The sequence below is a fragment of the Zwartia lucis genome (assembly GCF_965234455.1).
GTDB lineage: Bacteria > Pseudomonadota > Gammaproteobacteria > Burkholderiales > Burkholderiaceae_B > Zwartia > Zwartia lucis.
This window is the reverse complement of the sequence record NZ_OZ248476.1, coordinates 176146-191671: the sequence shown is the minus strand read 5'-3', so window position 1 is coordinate 191671 and position 15526 is coordinate 176146. Positions and strand designations below refer to the sequence as shown.

At 54.4% G+C, this 15526-nt stretch carries 13 protein-coding genes and 1 pseudogene; 5 read left to right on the top strand and 9 right to left on the bottom strand.

Features of this window, described 5'->3' with window-relative positions; all coding sequences use genetic code 11:
* Positions 1 to 7 precede the first annotated feature (7 nt).
* From AC8GE9_RS16490 to fabL, 6 genes are all read right to left on the bottom strand, one after another.
* Positions 8 to 1279 carry a beta-ketoacyl-[acyl-carrier-protein] synthase family protein gene (locus AC8GE9_RS16490; protein ID WP_506678249.1) on the bottom strand — a complete coding sequence of 424 codons (1272 nt, stop codon included), beginning with the start codon at positions 1277 to 1279 and terminating at the stop codon, positions 8 to 10.
* A gap of 5 nt (positions 1280 to 1284) precedes the next feature.
* Positions 1285 to 2598, bottom strand: coding sequence for a beta-ketoacyl-[acyl-carrier-protein] synthase family protein (locus AC8GE9_RS16485; protein ID WP_506678248.1), 1314 nt, complete (start codon positions 2596 to 2598; stop codon positions 1285 to 1287).
* Positions 2595 to 3518: an ApeI family dehydratase gene (locus AC8GE9_RS16480; protein ID WP_506678247.1), complete on the bottom strand. Its 924-nt coding sequence runs from the start codon at positions 3516 to 3518 to the stop codon at positions 2595 to 2597. The genes AC8GE9_RS16485 and AC8GE9_RS16480 overlap by 4 nt, the downstream gene beginning before the upstream one ends.
* Positions 3496 to 3924 (bottom strand): acyl carrier protein, encoded by a 429-nt coding sequence (locus tag AC8GE9_RS16475; RefSeq protein ID WP_312852488.1) that lies wholly within the window; start codon positions 3922 to 3924, stop codon positions 3496 to 3498. The genes AC8GE9_RS16480 and AC8GE9_RS16475 overlap by 23 nt, the downstream gene beginning before the upstream one ends.
* A 96-nt stretch (positions 3925 to 4020) precedes the next feature.
* Positions 4021 to 4779 (bottom strand): 3-oxoacyl-ACP reductase family protein, encoded by a 759-nt coding sequence (locus AC8GE9_RS16470; protein WP_506678246.1) that lies wholly within the window; start codon positions 4777 to 4779, stop codon positions 4021 to 4023.
* Positions 4780 to 4784: 5 nt separating this feature from the next.
* Positions 4785 to 5540 carry an enoyl-[acyl-carrier-protein] reductase FabL gene (gene fabL / locus AC8GE9_RS16465; RefSeq protein ID WP_506678245.1) on the bottom strand — a complete coding sequence of 252 codons (756 nt, stop codon included), beginning with the start codon at positions 5538 to 5540 and terminating at the stop codon, positions 4785 to 4787.
* A 150-nt stretch (positions 5541 to 5690) separates the two neighbouring features.
* Here fabL and AC8GE9_RS16460 point away from each other — a divergent pair.
* From AC8GE9_RS16460 to AC8GE9_RS16445, 4 genes and pseudogenes are all read left to right on the top strand, one after another.
* Positions 5691 to 7196, top strand: a pseudogene (locus AC8GE9_RS16460) (CoA-acylating methylmalonate-semialdehyde dehydrogenase).
* A gap of 14 nt (positions 7197 to 7210) precedes the next feature.
* Positions 7211 to 7906: a 7-cyano-7-deazaguanine synthase QueC gene (gene queC / locus AC8GE9_RS16455; RefSeq protein WP_506678244.1), complete on the top strand. Its 696-nt coding sequence runs from the start codon at positions 7211 to 7213 to the stop codon at positions 7904 to 7906.
* 12 nt (positions 7907 to 7918) lie between these two features.
* Positions 7919 to 9433, top strand: a complete 1515-nt coding sequence (gene glpK, locus AC8GE9_RS16450) for a glycerol kinase GlpK (protein ID WP_506678285.1) — start codon at positions 7919 to 7921, stop codon at positions 9431 to 9433.
* A gap of 9 nt (positions 9434 to 9442) precedes the next feature.
* On the top strand, positions 9443 to 11068 hold the full coding sequence (locus AC8GE9_RS16445; protein WP_506678243.1) for a glycerol-3-phosphate dehydrogenase/oxidase: 1626 nt from the start codon (positions 9443 to 9445) through the stop codon (positions 11066 to 11068).
* Between the two features lie 18 nt (positions 11069 to 11086).
* On the opposite strand, the gene AC8GE9_RS16440 is transcribed toward AC8GE9_RS16445, so the two are convergent.
* A complete protein-coding gene (locus AC8GE9_RS16440) occupies positions 11087 to 12685 on the bottom strand; it encodes a GMC family oxidoreductase (protein WP_506678242.1) in 1599 nt (532 codons plus the stop codon).
* On the bottom strand, positions 12685 to 13479 hold the full coding sequence (locus AC8GE9_RS16435; protein ID WP_506678241.1) for a shikimate dehydrogenase family protein: 795 nt from the start codon (positions 13477 to 13479) through the stop codon (positions 12685 to 12687). The genes AC8GE9_RS16440 and AC8GE9_RS16435 overlap by 1 nt, the downstream gene beginning before the upstream one ends.
* 51 nt (positions 13480 to 13530) lie before the next feature.
* Between AC8GE9_RS16435 and AC8GE9_RS16430 the strand changes: the two genes are divergently transcribed.
* Complete coding sequence (locus AC8GE9_RS16430; protein ID WP_506678240.1) at positions 13531 to 14424, top strand: alpha/beta fold hydrolase; 894 nt, start codon at positions 13531 to 13533, stop codon at positions 14422 to 14424.
* Here the strand turns inward: AC8GE9_RS16430 and AC8GE9_RS16425 are convergent.
* Positions 14421 to 15503, bottom strand: a complete 1083-nt coding sequence (locus AC8GE9_RS16425) for a hypothetical protein (RefSeq protein ID WP_506678239.1) — start codon at positions 15501 to 15503, stop codon at positions 14421 to 14423. The two genes, AC8GE9_RS16430 and AC8GE9_RS16425, sit on opposite strands and share 4 nt — an antisense overlap.
* Positions 15504 to 15526: the final 23 nt, after the last annotated feature.

Here is a 15526-nt window from a genome sequence, read left to right as displayed (position 1 = left end):
TTCAAGGTTAGCGAGCGGCACGCATCAGAACGGCAGCGTTCGTGCCTGCAAAACCTCTACAGAGCACCAACACAACATCACTGCGTGCAGGACGATTTTGTTTGCTGACATTGAGGCCTGCGCAACTCGGGGCGAGTTGGTCGAGTGTTGCGATACCTGGCACGATGTTACGTCGACAAGCCTCGAGACCCAGAGCGACGTCAATAGCACCCGAAGCCGCAAACAAGTGGCCAATCGACCACTTAAAACCGGTGACGGGAGGCATATCAGCCCCAAAGACACGCAATAATGCAGCGGCCTCCGAACCATCCGAACCCTGTGTTCCATTGGCGTGCGCGACGATCATCCCGACATCGGCAGGCTTGAGGCCTGCATCGGCTAAAGCACATTCGATGGCACGACTCAGTCCATCACCATCCTCACGCACATTAAAAATGCCTTCGCCCTCTGAGGCATCGCCGCCACCTAAGTACTCACCCAAGACTGTTGCGCCGCGCTCACGCGCAGAAGCCTCTGTTTCGAGAACCAATGAGGCAGCACCTTCGCCAAGCAAGCAGCCATTGTGACGTTCATCAAAAGGACGAAGCAAATCATCAGAGATCAAACCTACCTTGTCCAAATAAAGGAGTGTTTGTGGCTCGATCGGTGCATCGTGTCCAATCGCAACGACGCGTTGTGCATCGCCCTCACGCAAGGCCCAGGCGCTCTCAATCACAGCAAGCACACCACTGGTCGTGTGATTGGTGATACAGCCATTGGGGCCTTTGAGTTGATTACGGATGCTCACGTGACACAACACGTTATTTGGCAAGGAACGTAACAACCACATGGGATTGACCATGCTGGATAGTTCTTGACCGAACTTAGGCAAACTCCCGCCAGTCTCAGCCATCAAGGGGAAGAAATCGTAATTGACCTCGAAGGCACCGCCCCCAGAGCCCACATAACAGCCTGTCTGATCGGCGTAGGCATTTGCCGCGGCCTCACTGAGCGTTTCACGCCAAGCCGGCAACCCTGCTTGTTCAATCGCCTGTGTACCCGCGTAAATGCCAAACACATCAGAACGTCGCACTAGTTTGAGCAGCTTGCGATCACCTAACAGTTTGCCACCGTTGTAATCTTTGACTTCGGCCGCGAGCTTGCCGACCCAAGTTTGCACATCCCAGCCCGCAATGGGCGCAAGGGCCGAATGACCCTCAAGCAGGGCATCCACGATGCTGGAGGGGTCTTGGCCCGCGCCACAAATAGCACTATTTCCAGTGATAACGATCCGGGTCATAACGATTACCGTCCTGCAGCGATCAGTGCTGCGGTTTCTTCGGGATGCCTAAAGGCCAGACAACTATTACTGCCACCAAAGCCAAGTGAATTAGAAAGCGCCATACCGATGCGCGCAGGCCGTGGCACATCTCGCACAATATCGACCGCGCAATCGGGATCGAGCTCGCGCAGATTGGCGCTCGGTGGCATCATGCTATCTCGGATCGCCAAAGCGCAAAAACCCGCCTCGACGGCACCTGCCGCTGCGATGAGGTGGCCGGTCACACTTTTGGTCGAACTTACGCCCACTTGCATGGCGCGCTCACCAAAGACGGCATGAACCGCCGCGCACTCACTGCGGTCATTCATTGGTGTAGAGGTGCCGTGTGCATTGAGATAAGCGATATCGTTTTCAGTCGCGCCTGCATCGTAAATAGCACGGCGCATGGCCTGAATCGGACCATCACCCGAGGGATGGGAGTCCGTAATACGGTAGGAAGAGAGTGAATTGCCATCACCTGCCAACTCGGCATAAATCGTGGCACCGCGCTCCACGGCGCTATTCCATTCTTCGAGCACGAGAAAGCCCGCGCCTTCGCCCAAAACAAAACCATTGCGGGTCAGATCAAAAGGGCGACTGGCACGCTCTGGAGCATCGTTATCTGGAGAGACGGCAGACAACAGACAAAACCCGGACAAGCCAACGGGCGAGATCATGGAGTCAAAGCCACCGGTTAACACCCGGTCAGCCACACCTCTGCGGATCAGCCGCAAAGCCGTACCAATGGCTTGGCCACCGGATGCGCACGCGGTGTGGACCGTTGAAGAATAACCACGTATACCGAAACGACGCAGCAACAAAGACACACCTGCGGTAGAAAGGCTACGACTAAAGGCCATCACATCATTAGCAACAGGCTCTGCCAAGATTGCGGAAGGCTCAAATTCGCCTTGGGGCGCGGCAGTACGCTGAATAGCAGCGATTTCTTCGTGCGCTACGGTCATCATGCCTGCGCCGACCACACACCCCCAACGCGTAGCATCCTGATGGGTGGGACGAATACCCGCGTCAAGCATTGCCTGATCTGCGGCTCCAATCGCGAAGCGATGCGCTCGGCTCGCGTATTTCAGTAACTTGCGATCATCAAGCGGTGGTAGGTCATCGAAACCTTTGACCTCAGCGGCAATTCGTGTAGAAAAACCAGAAGCGTCAAAAATAGTGATCGGACCCGCGCACCCCTTGGCGGTTTTGATGCGTGCCCACGTTGAGGCAACATCAAGACCCGCGGGTGTGACAAGTCCAATACCAGTAATCGCTACGCGACGTCGTGCGGTCATGCGGATTCTCCGGTGTCAGGCACAAAAAACATCTTGGCACCTGCAATGGTGCGGCCCTCAGCCTGAGCGCCGACCTTAATCAAAATAGGTTCTACATCAGTTTGGCTCGGTTCGGCGCACTCAGCAAAAAGCACGAGCGTTGCACCGGGCGCAGTAAATGCACGGACCTTGACATTGGTGATACGCTGCACTCGAACGGGACCACCCGCCTGTATTTCGGCCAGTCGGTGTGCGAGCTGCAGCTGCGCATCGAGCATCAACGTAGCGGGGAAAACTGGGCGGCGCGGGAAGTGATCAAGAAAAAAATCAGCCTGTACTGGTACATGCAACCGAGCTTCGAATCGCTGCTTGTCCTGGCCTGAAATATCCTCAAGCACCGGAGGTGGCACACCTTTAAAAGCACCGGGCGCTCGACCTGAGGCCGTCAATAAGGAAAAATCAGCACGTAAGGCCTCGGGAGCATCGAACTCGCCAATGTCAAGCATTGAGCCCAGCGTATCGCTCAATTCTAAGACCAACTGACCCGCAATCAAAGCGCGCCCGCGATATTGGATGGACTCCGCATCGCAGGACTCGATATCAACGATCAACTCCAGTGTGTCGCCCGTACAAGGCAAACGGTGCATGCGCGTGTCACCGGCAAGTGCCGCGACAGGACGATGCGAAAAGTCAACCATGGACATCGCAACCCAAGCAGCAAGCTGTCCAATCGCCTCTGCGACTAGGCTCACTGGAAAGTGAGAGATCCCCGCCGGGATGGTGTAGAGACCACACACACGTGTCGTCCCTTCGATGAGAGTGATGCGATCAACAAATGAGAACGCAGCAAAACGGCCCGAGCGATCTAAGCCATCATTTGGCGAGGCCTCGGAGGCCTGCGCCATAGACTCAACCATTTCAGCCAGCGGCTTGTGATTCACGCTGAGCGCGGATCACGAGCTTGCAGAAGGTTTCGGGCGTGTACAGGCGGGCGATGTGATCGACGCGCATAGGGGTCTTAAAACGCGAGGCGTCGATTTCGGACAAATACTCGCGTAAACGCGCCAGACCTTTTTCAGTCAGAATGCCATTTTCTTCGAACTCGGACACGGGCATGTCGCCACGCACATCTTCGATAATCTTGCCACGTGGAACCTTGATTTTGAAGGCGCGCTCAAGCCGGAACACCATATCCAGAAAGTCGATCGACTCAGCGTCCAAACCCTCGATCAGAGAAACATCAAGCTTGATATCGTCAACGTCGCAGCCCAATGCATCGGCCATCGTTTTTTGAACGGTCGGAAAGACCGCCATGATTTCTTCTTTAGAGATGACTGCTTCAGCCATGATTTACTCCGTGTATGTCAACGCGAGCTATTTTAACCCATCTATAGGGAAATCCCGCCTCGTGAGACTACTGAAGCAGGAGCCAGATCCTCAGCTTCAGCCCATTTTAAAACCGCCATCCACATACAGAATCTGTCCGGTGACGTAACCAGCCATGTCTGAGACTAAAAATGCTACTGCATTCGCAACATCCTGAGCTGCACCATAGCGCTTTAACAGAATGTTGCCCTTGACCTCGTCTGCGGCCAAATCACGGACTTGTTGGGACATTTCTGTCTCAATCACGCCTGGGGCGACAGCATTAACCAAGATTTTGCGAGGCGCCAGTTCGACAGCCATGGCCCGGGTCAGCGCATCCACAGCGCCCTTGCTCGCGGCATAATTCGCTTGACCGCGACCTGCCTTGGCTCCTGCAACGGAAGAAAGGTTCACAATCCGTCCTGCACGCTGAGACATCATGTAAGGAATCACTGGACGTGCCACATTAAACACGCCGCCGACGTTGGTGTTTAGGACCGACGCAATCTCGTCATCCTCCATCGCAGCCATCAAGTTATCGCGCACAATTCCCGCGTTATTGATCAGAATATCAATGCGCTCGCACCGGTCGCCGATGGACTCAACCGCCGCCGCACAAGCCGCAGCATCACTCACATCGACTTGCATGGCCGTCGCCTGCCCGCCCGCGGCGGTCACAGCCGCAACTACTTCTTCAGCAGCGGTTTGGTTGCCTTTGTAAAAAAAAGTCACATTGACGCCCTCGCCTGCGAGCGTTTCAACAATCGCACGACCAATTCCGCGAGAGCCGCCTGTCACGATGGCAACTTTGCCCGCTAAGCCTGATTTAAACGTCATGATTTTTAACCCGAAATGGCGAAACCGCCGTCGACGACCAAGGTATGTCCATTGACCCAAGCGGCCTCTGGCAAACAGAGCAAATAAACCGCATCTGCCACATTAGCGGGCAAAAGGCTCGGACCCGCTGGAGTACGCGCGGCAAACTCAGACAAAACCTGATCACGGTTGGGAAAATGGCTCAAAGCATCTGTATCGACCACACCAGCAGAGACGGTGTTGACGCGAATCCCGCGTGGGCCGAGCTCTTGGGCTAACGTCCGCACAAGGGACTCGAGTGCAGCCTTGGACGCACCAATAAAACCGTAATGGGGCATTGCCCGCTGAGCACCGAGGCTAGACATTGCCACAATACGACCGCCGTTTTTCATCAACGGGGCAGCGTGCTGCGCCAACAAATTGACGGCGAAGGCGTTGGTCTCGAGACACCAACGAAAGTGCTTGAGCGTCATATCCATCGCCGGTTTGAGTACCCCCGAGGCAGCATTGCTGATGACGATATCGAGGTGACCGAACTCTTTGGTGATGATCTCAAACATTTCGGTCACGCTGTCTGGCACGCCAACACTTGCCTGAATGGCGATCGCCCGTCTGCCCATGGCACGGACCTCGGCACATACAGCCTCGGCTTCATCAGAGCTGTTGTAGTAGTTGGCAATAATGTCGCAACCGGCGGAGGCCAATTTCAGGGCACACGCGCGACCAATGCCGCGTGCGGCTCCAGTGACTAAAGCAACTTTACCTGACAGGGGCTGACTCATAATGGGGGTAATACTCCTAGGGAAAGTGAAAGTTTAACCAAGATCAAGAAAAGCAACCAATATCGGCCTCAGACCGTGCCTAGCCATCTTACAATGGAGGATTGATTCATCGCCTACGCTAAAGGAACATGCATGTCCAAGCAGCCTCCAATGCCCGCCATCGCCGCTGTTGTCTCACAGTGGATTCACGGCAAAGCCGTCACTCACCCTGGTGCCCGGAGCCAGGATGTCTTTAATCCCGCGACAGGCCAAGCTACCCGCAGGGTTGAGCTGGCAAGTCTGGAGACCGTCCATGAGGCTGTTGCGAGCGCAAAAGCCGCTTTTCCCGACTGGTCGGACACGCCCCCGATTCGCCGGGCACGCATCATGAACAACTTTTTGGCATTGCTCAACGCCCACAAAGACGAGCTCGCCTCCATCATCACGCAAGAGCATGGCAAGGTCTTTACCGACGCTCAGGGTGAAGTCATGCGCGGCATTGATATTGTCGAGTTCGCTTGCGGCATGCCCCAATTGCTCAAAGGCGACTTCACGGACCAGGTCTCGACCGGCATCGACAACTGGACCTTGCGCCAGCCGCTCGGCGTTGTTGCCGGCATTACGCCGTTTAACTTCCCCTGTATGGTGCCTTGCTGGATGTTCCCCGTTGCGATTGCGGCTGGCAATTGTTTTGTGCTCAAACCTAGCGAACGCGATCCTTCGGCTTCGATTTTCATGGCCGAGTTATTTAAAAAAGCAGGCCTGCCTGATGGCGTGTTTAACGTTGTTCAGGGCGACAAGGTCGCGGTCGATGGTTTGCTTGAGCACCCTGATGTCAAAGCCATCAGCTTTGTAGGCTCCACACCGATCGCGCAATACATCTATCAGCGTGGCGCCGATCTCGGCAAACGTGTACAGGCCCTTGGTGGCGCGAAAAACCATATGGTCGTGATGCCCGATGCAGACATCGAGCAAGCGGTTGATGGCTTGATTGGTGCGGCCTACGGCTCTGCTGGCGAACGCTGCATGGCGATTTCTGTCGCAGTTTTGGTCGGCGATGTCGCTGACAAGATTGTCCCTTTGCTCGCCGAGCGCGCGAAGAAACTCAAAATCAAAAATGGACTTGAACTCGACGCTGAAATGGGTCCAATCGTGACGCGTCAGGCACTCGAACGGATCGAGGGTTACATCGACATCGGCGTCAAAGAAGGCGCCAAACTGGTGGTGGACGGTCGTGGCCACAAGGTTCCAGGTCACGAGCAAGGCTTTTTCACCGGCGGCTCACTGTTTGATCATGTCACACCAGAAATGCGCATTTATAAAGAAGAGATTTTCGGACCTGTTCTGGGCTGCGTACGCGTCAAGGATTTTGCTCAAGCCGTTGACCTCATCAATGCCCATTAGTTCGGCAATGGCGTATCCTGCTACACCCGTGACGGCAACGTCGCACGCGAGTTTGGTCGTCGCATTCAGGTCGGGATGGTCGGCATCAATGTGCCGATTCCCGTGCCGATGGCCTGGCATGGTTTTGGTGGTTGGAAAAAGAGCTTGTTTGGTGACATGCATGCCTACGGCGAAGAAGGCGTACGTTTCTACACCAAGCAAAAGTCCATCATGCAGCGCTGGCCCGAAACCATCGGCAAGGGTGCTGAGTTCGTCATGCCTACCGCTAAGTAATGTCGAGACTCGCCATGACAAAAAGAGCAGTGTGCTTGCTAAGCGGTGGTCTGGACTCGACCACCGTGCTCGCGATCGCGCAAAACGAGGGTTACGAGGTGTTTGCCCTGAGCTTTCGCTACGGACAACGTCACTCGGTCGAGCTTGAAAAAGCGACGGCGTTTGCCAAAGCTCGCGGCGTATCCAAACACGTTATCCTTGATTTAGATTTACGCAGTTTTGGCGGGTCTGCACTGACCGCTGATATTCCTGTGCCCAAAGGACATTCTGTTGAAGATATCAGTACGAGCATTCCTATCACCTATGTGCCCGCTCGCAATACGATTTTTTTGAGTTTGGCTCTGGGTTGGGCAGAGGTGCTTGGCGCCCAGGATATTTTTGTGGGTGTCAATGCCATGGACTACAGCGGCTACCCTGACTGTCGTCCCGAATACATCGAGGCCTTTGAGCACTTGAGCAACCTCGCCACTAAAGCCGGTGTCGAAGGTCATCAGCGCCTCAAGATTCGCGCGCCACTGGTCAAAATGACCAAAGCCGACATCATTCGACGCGGCATGGAGCTAGGGGTAGATTTTGCTGAAACATCCAGCTGTTACGATCCGAGTCCGGTGGGTGCGCCGTGCAAGCAGTGTGATTCGTGTTTACTTCGGGCCAAGGGATTTTCTGAGCTGGGTCTGACTGATCCGCTTGATCATAAGTTTCCCACTTAATACTCATAGGGCCTGATAATGATGCAATACATTCTTGCACTTGATCAAGGAACCACAAGCTCGAGGGCAATTCTTTTTGATGCCAGCGGCTCGCTCGTGGACACAGCGCAGCATGAATACGCTCAGCACTTCCCCAAGCCAGGTTGGGTAGAGCATGATGGACGCGATATCTGGGCGTCTCAACTTGAGGTTGCCAAAACACTGATTCAGCGATGCCCAAACCCGGACAGCATCGCTGCGATCGCGATCACCAACCAGCGTGAAACGACCCTTCTGTGGGACAGAAAAACAGGTCAGCCTCTTGGTCCGGCAATTGTCTGGCAAGATCGACGCACGGCAGACCAGTGTGCCACGATGCGTGAGCAAGGCCTGACCGAACTGATTCAGACCAAGACAGGGCTAGTACTAGACGCTTACTTTTCTGGGACAAAATTAGCCTGGCTACTCGACAACATTGACGGTGCCAGAGCGCGCGCCGAACGGGGCGAACTTGCCTTTGGCACGGTTGACAGCTGGCTTGTCTGGAATCTGACGGCAGGCGCCTCGCACATCACTGATGTCAGCAACGCGTCTCGAACGCTTTTGTTTAACTTGCATACGCTGGACTGGGACGACGAACTGCTGACCTTGTTCAACATTCCGCGCGCAGTCTTGCCAACGATCGTGGCAAGCGCCGGTCAACTGGCGCAGTCAAGTCCTTCTGTTCTCGGGCACGCTATTCCCATTACAGCGATGATCGGAGATCAGCAGGCTGCGACTTTTGGTCAAGGGTGTTTTAAAGCCGGGATGGCGAAAAACACCTATGGAACAGGTTGCTTTATGCTGCTCAACACAGGCTCTGAGCCCGTTGCGAGCCGTCATCATTTATTAACGACCGTCGGCTGGCAACGCGGCATCTCTCAATCAGCCGAATTGCAGACGACATACTGCCTTGAGGCTTCCGTATTTATGGGGGGCGCGACCATCCAGTGGTTGCGCGACGGTCTAAACCTCATTCAAACTGCCGCCGAAGTCGAAGCGCTGGCCCTCAGCGTCCCTGACGTGGGTGATACGTATCTGGTGCCCGCCTTCACGGGTCTGGGTGCGCCACACTGGGACGGTCACGCGCGCGGCACGTTGATTGGCATGACGCGTGGCACAACCAAAGCGCACATTGCCCGCGCAGCACTTGAAGCGATCGCACTTCAAGTTGCCGATGTGTTTGAGGCAATGCAAAAGGATGCAGGCCTGAGCCTCTCGGAATTACGGGTCGATGGCGGGGCATCCAAAAACAACCTGCTCTTGCAAATACAAGCCAATATTCTTGGGGTGCCCGTTATTCGTCCAAAAATTGTCGAAACAACTGCGCTGGGGGCCGCCTACATCGGCGGATTGGCTGTAGGTCTCTGGTCAAGCACCGATGCCATTTCTGCACTCTGGCAAGAGGATCGGCGTTTTGAGCCGCAATGGTCTGAGACTGAAAGAGCTGTCAAGCGGGCGCGCTGGCGACAAGCCGTCGAACGTGCCAAGTCTTGGTCACAGGATTAAACTATTACTATGACAGCGGCTCAAACCAATCCTTTTTCACAGCCCACACAGGCTGCGCCAAAGAGAACCGAGCGCAGAGAGATTCTGTCTCGACTGGAACGCGCGACACCTTACGATCTTGCGATCATCGGAGGTGGTGCGACGGGTCTCGGACTGGCATTGGACGCTGCTTCGCGTGGTTTTTCTGTCGTATTAATCGATGCAGCTGATTTTGCCAAGGGAGCGTCCTCTCGCTCGACCAAACTTGTCCATGGCGGCGTGCGCTATCTTGCACAGGGCAATATCTCTCTTGTGTACGAAGCGCTGCACGAACGCGCGACACTCTTGCACAATGCGCCACACCTCGCACAAGCACTCTCCTTTGTAATGCCCTGCTATCGCTTCTGGGAAATGCCTTTTTATGGCGCAGGCCTGCTTCTCTATGACTTGCTGGCTGGGCGTCGAAGCCTTGGGCGCACCCATTTTTACGGTGTCAAAGCCACGCAAACCGCCCTGCCCAATCTCAACACCAAAAGCCTGAAAGGCTCGGTTCAATATTGGGATGGTCAGTTTGATGATGCGCGCCTGGCGCTGGCACTCGCACGCACGGCCGCGCAACAGGGTGCCACGCTCGTGAATTACTGTCGCGCCGTTGAGTTACTGCATGACGCGGACAATCGCGTCAATGGCATTTTGGCTCAGGATATCGAGACCGGTCTGCCCTATACCATTCAGGCCACATGCGTCGTCAATGCAACAGGTGTGTGGGTCGACGAAGTGCGACGACTTGATGACGAGGCACGTGGCGAAGCAAGTCAGGCGATCGTCGCTCCGAGTCAAGGTGTGCATGTTGTCGTTGAGCAGGAGTTCCTTCCAGGTGACCATGCACTCATCGTCCCGCATACCAGCGACGGTCGCGTCATATTTGCAGTACCTTGGCTCGGCAAGGTCATACTCGGTACAACGGATACGCCTCGGCATGACCTGAGCCAAGAGCCAGAGCCCTTTCATGAAGAGCTAGAGTTTATTTTGCGCGAAGCAGGAAAATACTTACGACGCCCGCCCACTCGCGCGGATATCAAAAGCATCTGGGTCGGACTGCGTCCTTTGGTTAAACCGCCAACCGACGCCTCAGGCCAAACAAAGAAAATCAGTCGTGAGCACACTGTTTTGATCAGTCCAAGTCAGCTCGTCACGGTGACCGGTGGCAAATGGACCACCTACCGAGCGATGGCAGAGGATGTACTCAAACATTGCTTTGAGTCAAAACTGCTTGTCGCGAAAGCGCCCTGCTCGACCGAAAACCTTACGTTGGTGGGTGCACAAACAGGACAAGCTGTCACGCACTCGATGCACGAGGCACCCGGTCTAGCGGCCTACGGCGATGAGGCTTCCTTTCTACAAGCGCTGCCTGGCGCAGAGCAAGCGCTCGGTGGCGGACTCACGGCTGCGATGGTGCGGTTTGCCGTACGCTACGAATATGCACGCAACGTCGAGGATGTTTTGGCAAGACGCTCGCGTCTACTCTTTCTTGATGCCCGACTAGCGGCCACCATCGCACCCGCGGTCAGCAAAATCATCGCCGAAGAAACCGGCCAAGATCCGGGCTTAAACGCATTTATGGCACTTGCGGCCCACTACACGACCTTGCCTTAATCTGTGCTCAAATCGAGATCAAGCCTGTGCAGCATCCTCAAGAATCAAGTCTGCTCCACGCTCGGCCACCATCATCACAGGCGATTGCGTATTACCCGACACCATCGCGGGCATCACCGAGGCATCGACAATACGCAATCCTCGCAAGCCTTTAAAGCGCAACCTGACATCGACCACGGCTTGGTCATCGGAGCCCATGCGACACGTGCCGATTGGATGATAGATCGTTTGACCATTCGCCCGTCCAAAATCCAACCACTCTTCGTCTGTTTGGACGGTCGGCCCAGGGCTCATTTCGAAATCAATATAATTCGCTAACGCCGGCTTTCCAACGATCTGACGTGCGATTTTCATTCCGTCGATCAAGGTTTGACGATCTTCGTCTGTTGCTAAAAAATTAGGGCGGATCGCGGGTCCCTGTGTAGGGTCGTTTGATTTGCTATGGATACTGCCTTGCGAAGTCGGACGCAAGCCCGCGACCCCGATTGTCATACCAGGCGCGCTGTCTAACTTGCGGATCGCCGCATTGGCATAACTTGCATGCATAAAGAAGTACTGCACATCGGGCGTGGTCAGTTGTGGCTTTGTTTTGACAAAACCGTGCACAAGGCCTGTGCCCAAGGTCAACAAGCCTTTGCGTTGCGTAAAGTACTGCAGGGCGGCTACGCCGACTCGCCAGCCCTGCGCGAGCTCATTTAATGTTTGTGTATTTTTAACGCGCCAATTCATCCGCGTCGCAAAATGATCAATGTAGTTTTCACCCACACGCGGTGCGGCGTGTACAAGCTGTATACCTAACCTGTGCAACAACGCAGGATCGCCAATTCCCGAAAGCTCAAGCAACTGTGGCGTTTGTACCGCCCCCGCAGCGAGAATCACCTCAAGCTTTACATTGACAGTGTTCATCCCGGCCGAATCCCGATAGGTCACGCCCGTGCATACCCCTTCGGTCACGTTGACCTTGGTCACCATCGCACCCGTGCGCAACGTTAAATTTTTGCGCTGTCGGACGGGGTTGAGATAGCCCTCCACCACACTCCAGCGCTGCCCGTCTTTTTGCGCGACTTGGTAGTAACCAAAACCTTCTTGGGTTTGACCGTTGTAGTCCTGCGTCATGGGCTGACCGTCTTGAGCAGCCGCCTGCAACAAGGCATGCGCAAGCGGATAACGCTCACTCACTTGGTGAATATGCATGGGTCCTTGCTTGCCGCGTGAGTCATCACCTGGCAAATAGGTTTCCATCTTTTTGAAATAAGGCGCGACGTCTTGCGCTGACCATCCCGTCGCACCAAGCGCTGCCCAGTGGTCGTAGTCCTCGGGCTGGCCGTGCACGTAAATCATGCCATTAATCAAACTCGAACCCCCAAGTCCCTTGCCACGAGGAATCGCAATTTTTCGTCCCCGTGTATTTTCCTCAGGCTCGGTTTCAAAACGCCAGTTGTAAATCGGATCGTTGAGCAGCTTGGTAAAGCCCGCAGGGATCTTGATCCACATGCTCTTGGGTTCGCCACCAGCCTCCAACATCAACACGGTATATCGCCCATTGGCCGTCAAGCGATTGGCCAGCACGCAGGCTGCCGTTCCACCACCCACAATCACATAGTCAAACTGTTCCATTACTTTGCGACTCCCATAAAGTCCGCCATCAATTCGATCTGACACTCCAGCATCGGCAATCCATACTGTATTTGGCACCCTTTCTTTTGAGCAGCAAGCAGCAAGGGGGTCAAGGAAGGGGTCATAATGATTTCCGCAACAATTTGCCGCGCGCTCAAACCGCTGGCGTCCAAGGGCAGTGGATCTCCAGCTTTCATCCCCAGCGATGTCGCATTAATCACCAAGTCGTAACCCGCAGGACTCGCTTGGACCACGGACATCGAGACCTCTGGATACACAGCTTGCAGCCGCACGATGATGTCTTGCGCTTTAGCGGGTGTTCGGTTGTAGAAGTCTAGACACGCAACCCCTGCATCCGCTAACGCAAAGGCGATCGCCTTGGCCGCTCCACCTGCGCCACTCAAAAATACCCGCATGCCACTTGGTTCGATACCGTGCTGGCGTAAACCGCCCACAAACCCCCGTCCATCCAGGATATCGCCAGACAGGCTGCCGTCCACATTACGGCGCACGATATTGACCGCTCCGACCAGACGTGCCGCAGGCGTGATGTCATCGCACAGTTCTACCATCGCGGTCTTGTGAGGCACCGTCGCAATCATGCCACCAAAATTCAACACCCCACGCAAAGCCTGTACAAAGGCAGGCAAACCCTCAGGCGCGACATGCATCGGCACAAGGACTCCGTCCGTGCCTCTCTTTTCAAAGACCTTTCGCATCGTCTGCGGTGTCTTGACCTGTGAAACGGGATCAGCCACGATGCCATAGAGTCGTGTGTTGCCTGTAATTTCCATCATAATGTCAGTGAGTGATTGATTTTCAGACTTAGATGATGGAGTTTACCCATGAATCCCTTGAGACGACTCGTTTGGATTCTGTCTATGGCAATTTGGCCTGCTCTTTTCCCTTCGCTTGGTTTAGCTGCTCCTGTGCAACATCATACGTTCACCACCTCCGACGGCGTTCGACTGCACTATATCGAAGCCGGTCGAGGCAATAAAACTCTTGTGCTGATCCCAGGCTGGCTGATGCCCGCAGCAGTTTTTGAAAAGCAATTCGCAACCCTTTCCAAGTCATATCGCGTCCTGGCGCTCGACCCAAGATCTCAGGGACTCTCTGAGGTGACGACCCTTTCACACGCCCCCAAGCGGCGGATTCAGGATATCGATGAATTTTTAAAAGCTGCTCAAGTGCGCGAGTTTGTCCTCGCGGGTTGGTCCCTAGGGGTATTGGAGTCTCTCGATTTCGTTGCAAACTACAAGCCAAAGGGACTGCGTGGACTGATATTGATCGACAACTCTGTGGGAGAAGGAAAACCTCCCGCGGGACGTCGCTCTAATTTTGCTCAAACCATGAATGATCCGGTTAAGCGCGAGCAATATATGCGCACCTTTAGCCAGGATATTTATCGCAAGCCACCTCCACCCGTATTGGCCCAAGCCGTTTTAGATTCGGCACTCCAGGCCGCACCGGATGTCGCGATTCAGTTACTCAACCAACCCTATCCTCGCACTTATTGGAGTGAAACCCTCCAAAAACAACAGATTCCCGTGCTTTACGCCATCAGACCCTGGCTCAAAGAGCAAGCCGAGGCGCTCCAAAAGAAACGTGCCCGCGACCTCATCACCATCGAAATGTTTGATAAGGCTGGGCACGCATTATTTGTAGACGAAGCGGAAAGTTTTAATCAGGCCGTTTTAAAATTTAGTCAACAAGCCTTTGCACGAAAAGCCAACTAATTTTGACGACGCACAATCTGCACATTGTTTCGCTCATTCGTTTTGTTGTAACTAAATGCAAAGGGCAAGGGCTTAGTATTGGTCGACTCGCGGTAAGCTTTCCCTAAGGACTCTTGCTTTTTACGATTGAATAATTCGTGGGGAAACAAAAAACCACCGTATAAATCTGCTTGGCCAATCTGAGTGAGATAGGTGTAGTCCAGTCCTGTTTCATCCTGCACCACCATGGTGGCGTTTGCCACCAAAATATTGCGCATCACGGAAAAATAGCTTTCTTGTAATAAGTGGGAGGCGGCCTTGATCAGCACAGGATTTTTAGCCTCCCGGGCGAGCCATGTGCGCATCGGTTCATTGTTGCTCAGGCTCGGGTCTGACAAGTCCAAGCTCACATAGTCCAAGGTGACGGGTTTGCCTGCCTTGCTCAACACTAAGCGCACCGACCTCCATTGACCCGCTGTACTTTTGATAAAGTCGCCCGTCTTGTCATCGTAAGCAATGGGGTAAATGTCCATGACATCAAAACCAGAGTACAACGCAAACGTTGAAAGAATCGTTGTCACGCCGATCGGGGCGAACTGATCACGCTGGTCCTCGTTTAAGTCATCCGTACGAAAAAAGGCGAGGCGACTGAATTTCATCCATTCCCGCATGAACTTTGCCTGAAAACCTTGCGCACGCTCGGGCTGCATAGTTGCGAGCGTGACGGGTGCACCCGCTGCTTGCATCGCGACCATCACATAGCGATCAGCCTTCGGAAAGGCATGCGAAACGGTCACAAAATCTGGGCCTGAGAATGGATAAAAGACCGTACCACCCGCTTTGGGAGCAATTTGTGACTCGGCAAAATTGGTTAGCGGCTGACCAATCGTCTTTTGATAAAAGTCCCAGGCGCCATTTGCTTGCGTTTTAAGGGCGCCCTGCAAAAATGGGAACACGGGTGCAGGCTGTTGAGCCGTTGGCAAATACAAGCCCATCGTCTGCGTGGCAGAAGCCATACCGACCGATGCAAGCATGGAAAATACCGTCAATGCCGCAACCGTGGCAAGTTTTTTTGTAACACTAACAGGCCAAGACTTCATGACGCATGAACCTCATCAAAGCA

What these genes read in the sequence shown, in the direction of transcription:
- AC8GE9_RS16425 (WP_506678239.1), bottom strand. Translation starts at nt 15,503, where the DNA reads ATGAAGTCTTGGCCTGTTAGTGTTACAAAAAAACTTGCCACGGTTGCG.
- AC8GE9_RS16470 (WP_506678246.1), bottom strand. Translation starts at nt 4,779, where the DNA reads ATGACGTTTAAATCAGGCTTAGCGGGCAAAGTTGCCATCGTGACAGGC.
- AC8GE9_RS16435 (WP_506678241.1), bottom strand. Translation starts at nt 13,479, where the DNA reads ATGGAAATTACAGGCAACACACGACTCTATGGCATCGTGGCTGATCCC.
- queC (WP_506678244.1), top strand. Translation starts at nt 7,211, where the DNA reads ATGACAAAAAGAGCAGTGTGCTTGCTAAGCGGTGGTCTGGACTCGACC.
- AC8GE9_RS16490 (WP_506678249.1), bottom strand. Translation starts at nt 1,279, where the DNA reads ATGACCCGGATCGTTATCACTGGAAATAGTGCTATTTGTGGCGCGGGC.
- AC8GE9_RS16475 (WP_312852488.1), bottom strand. Translation starts at nt 3,924, where the DNA reads ATGGCTGAAGCAGTCATCTCTAAAGAAGAAATCATGGCGGTCTTTCCG.
- AC8GE9_RS16485 (WP_506678248.1), bottom strand. Translation starts at nt 2,598, where the DNA reads ATGACCGCACGACGTCGCGTAGCGATTACTGGTATTGGACTTGTCACA.
- fabL (WP_506678245.1), bottom strand. Translation starts at nt 5,540, where the DNA reads ATGAGTCAGCCCCTGTCAGGTAAAGTTGCTTTAGTCACTGGAGCCGCA.
- AC8GE9_RS16430 (WP_506678240.1), top strand. Translation starts at nt 13,531, where the DNA reads ATGAATCCCTTGAGACGACTCGTTTGGATTCTGTCTATGGCAATTTGG.
- AC8GE9_RS16445 (WP_506678243.1), top strand. Translation starts at nt 9,443, where the DNA reads ATGACAGCGGCTCAAACCAATCCTTTTTCACAGCCCACACAGGCTGCG.
- AC8GE9_RS16440 (WP_506678242.1), bottom strand. Translation starts at nt 12,685, where the DNA reads ATGGAACAGTTTGACTATGTGATTGTGGGTGGTGGAACGGCAGCCTGC.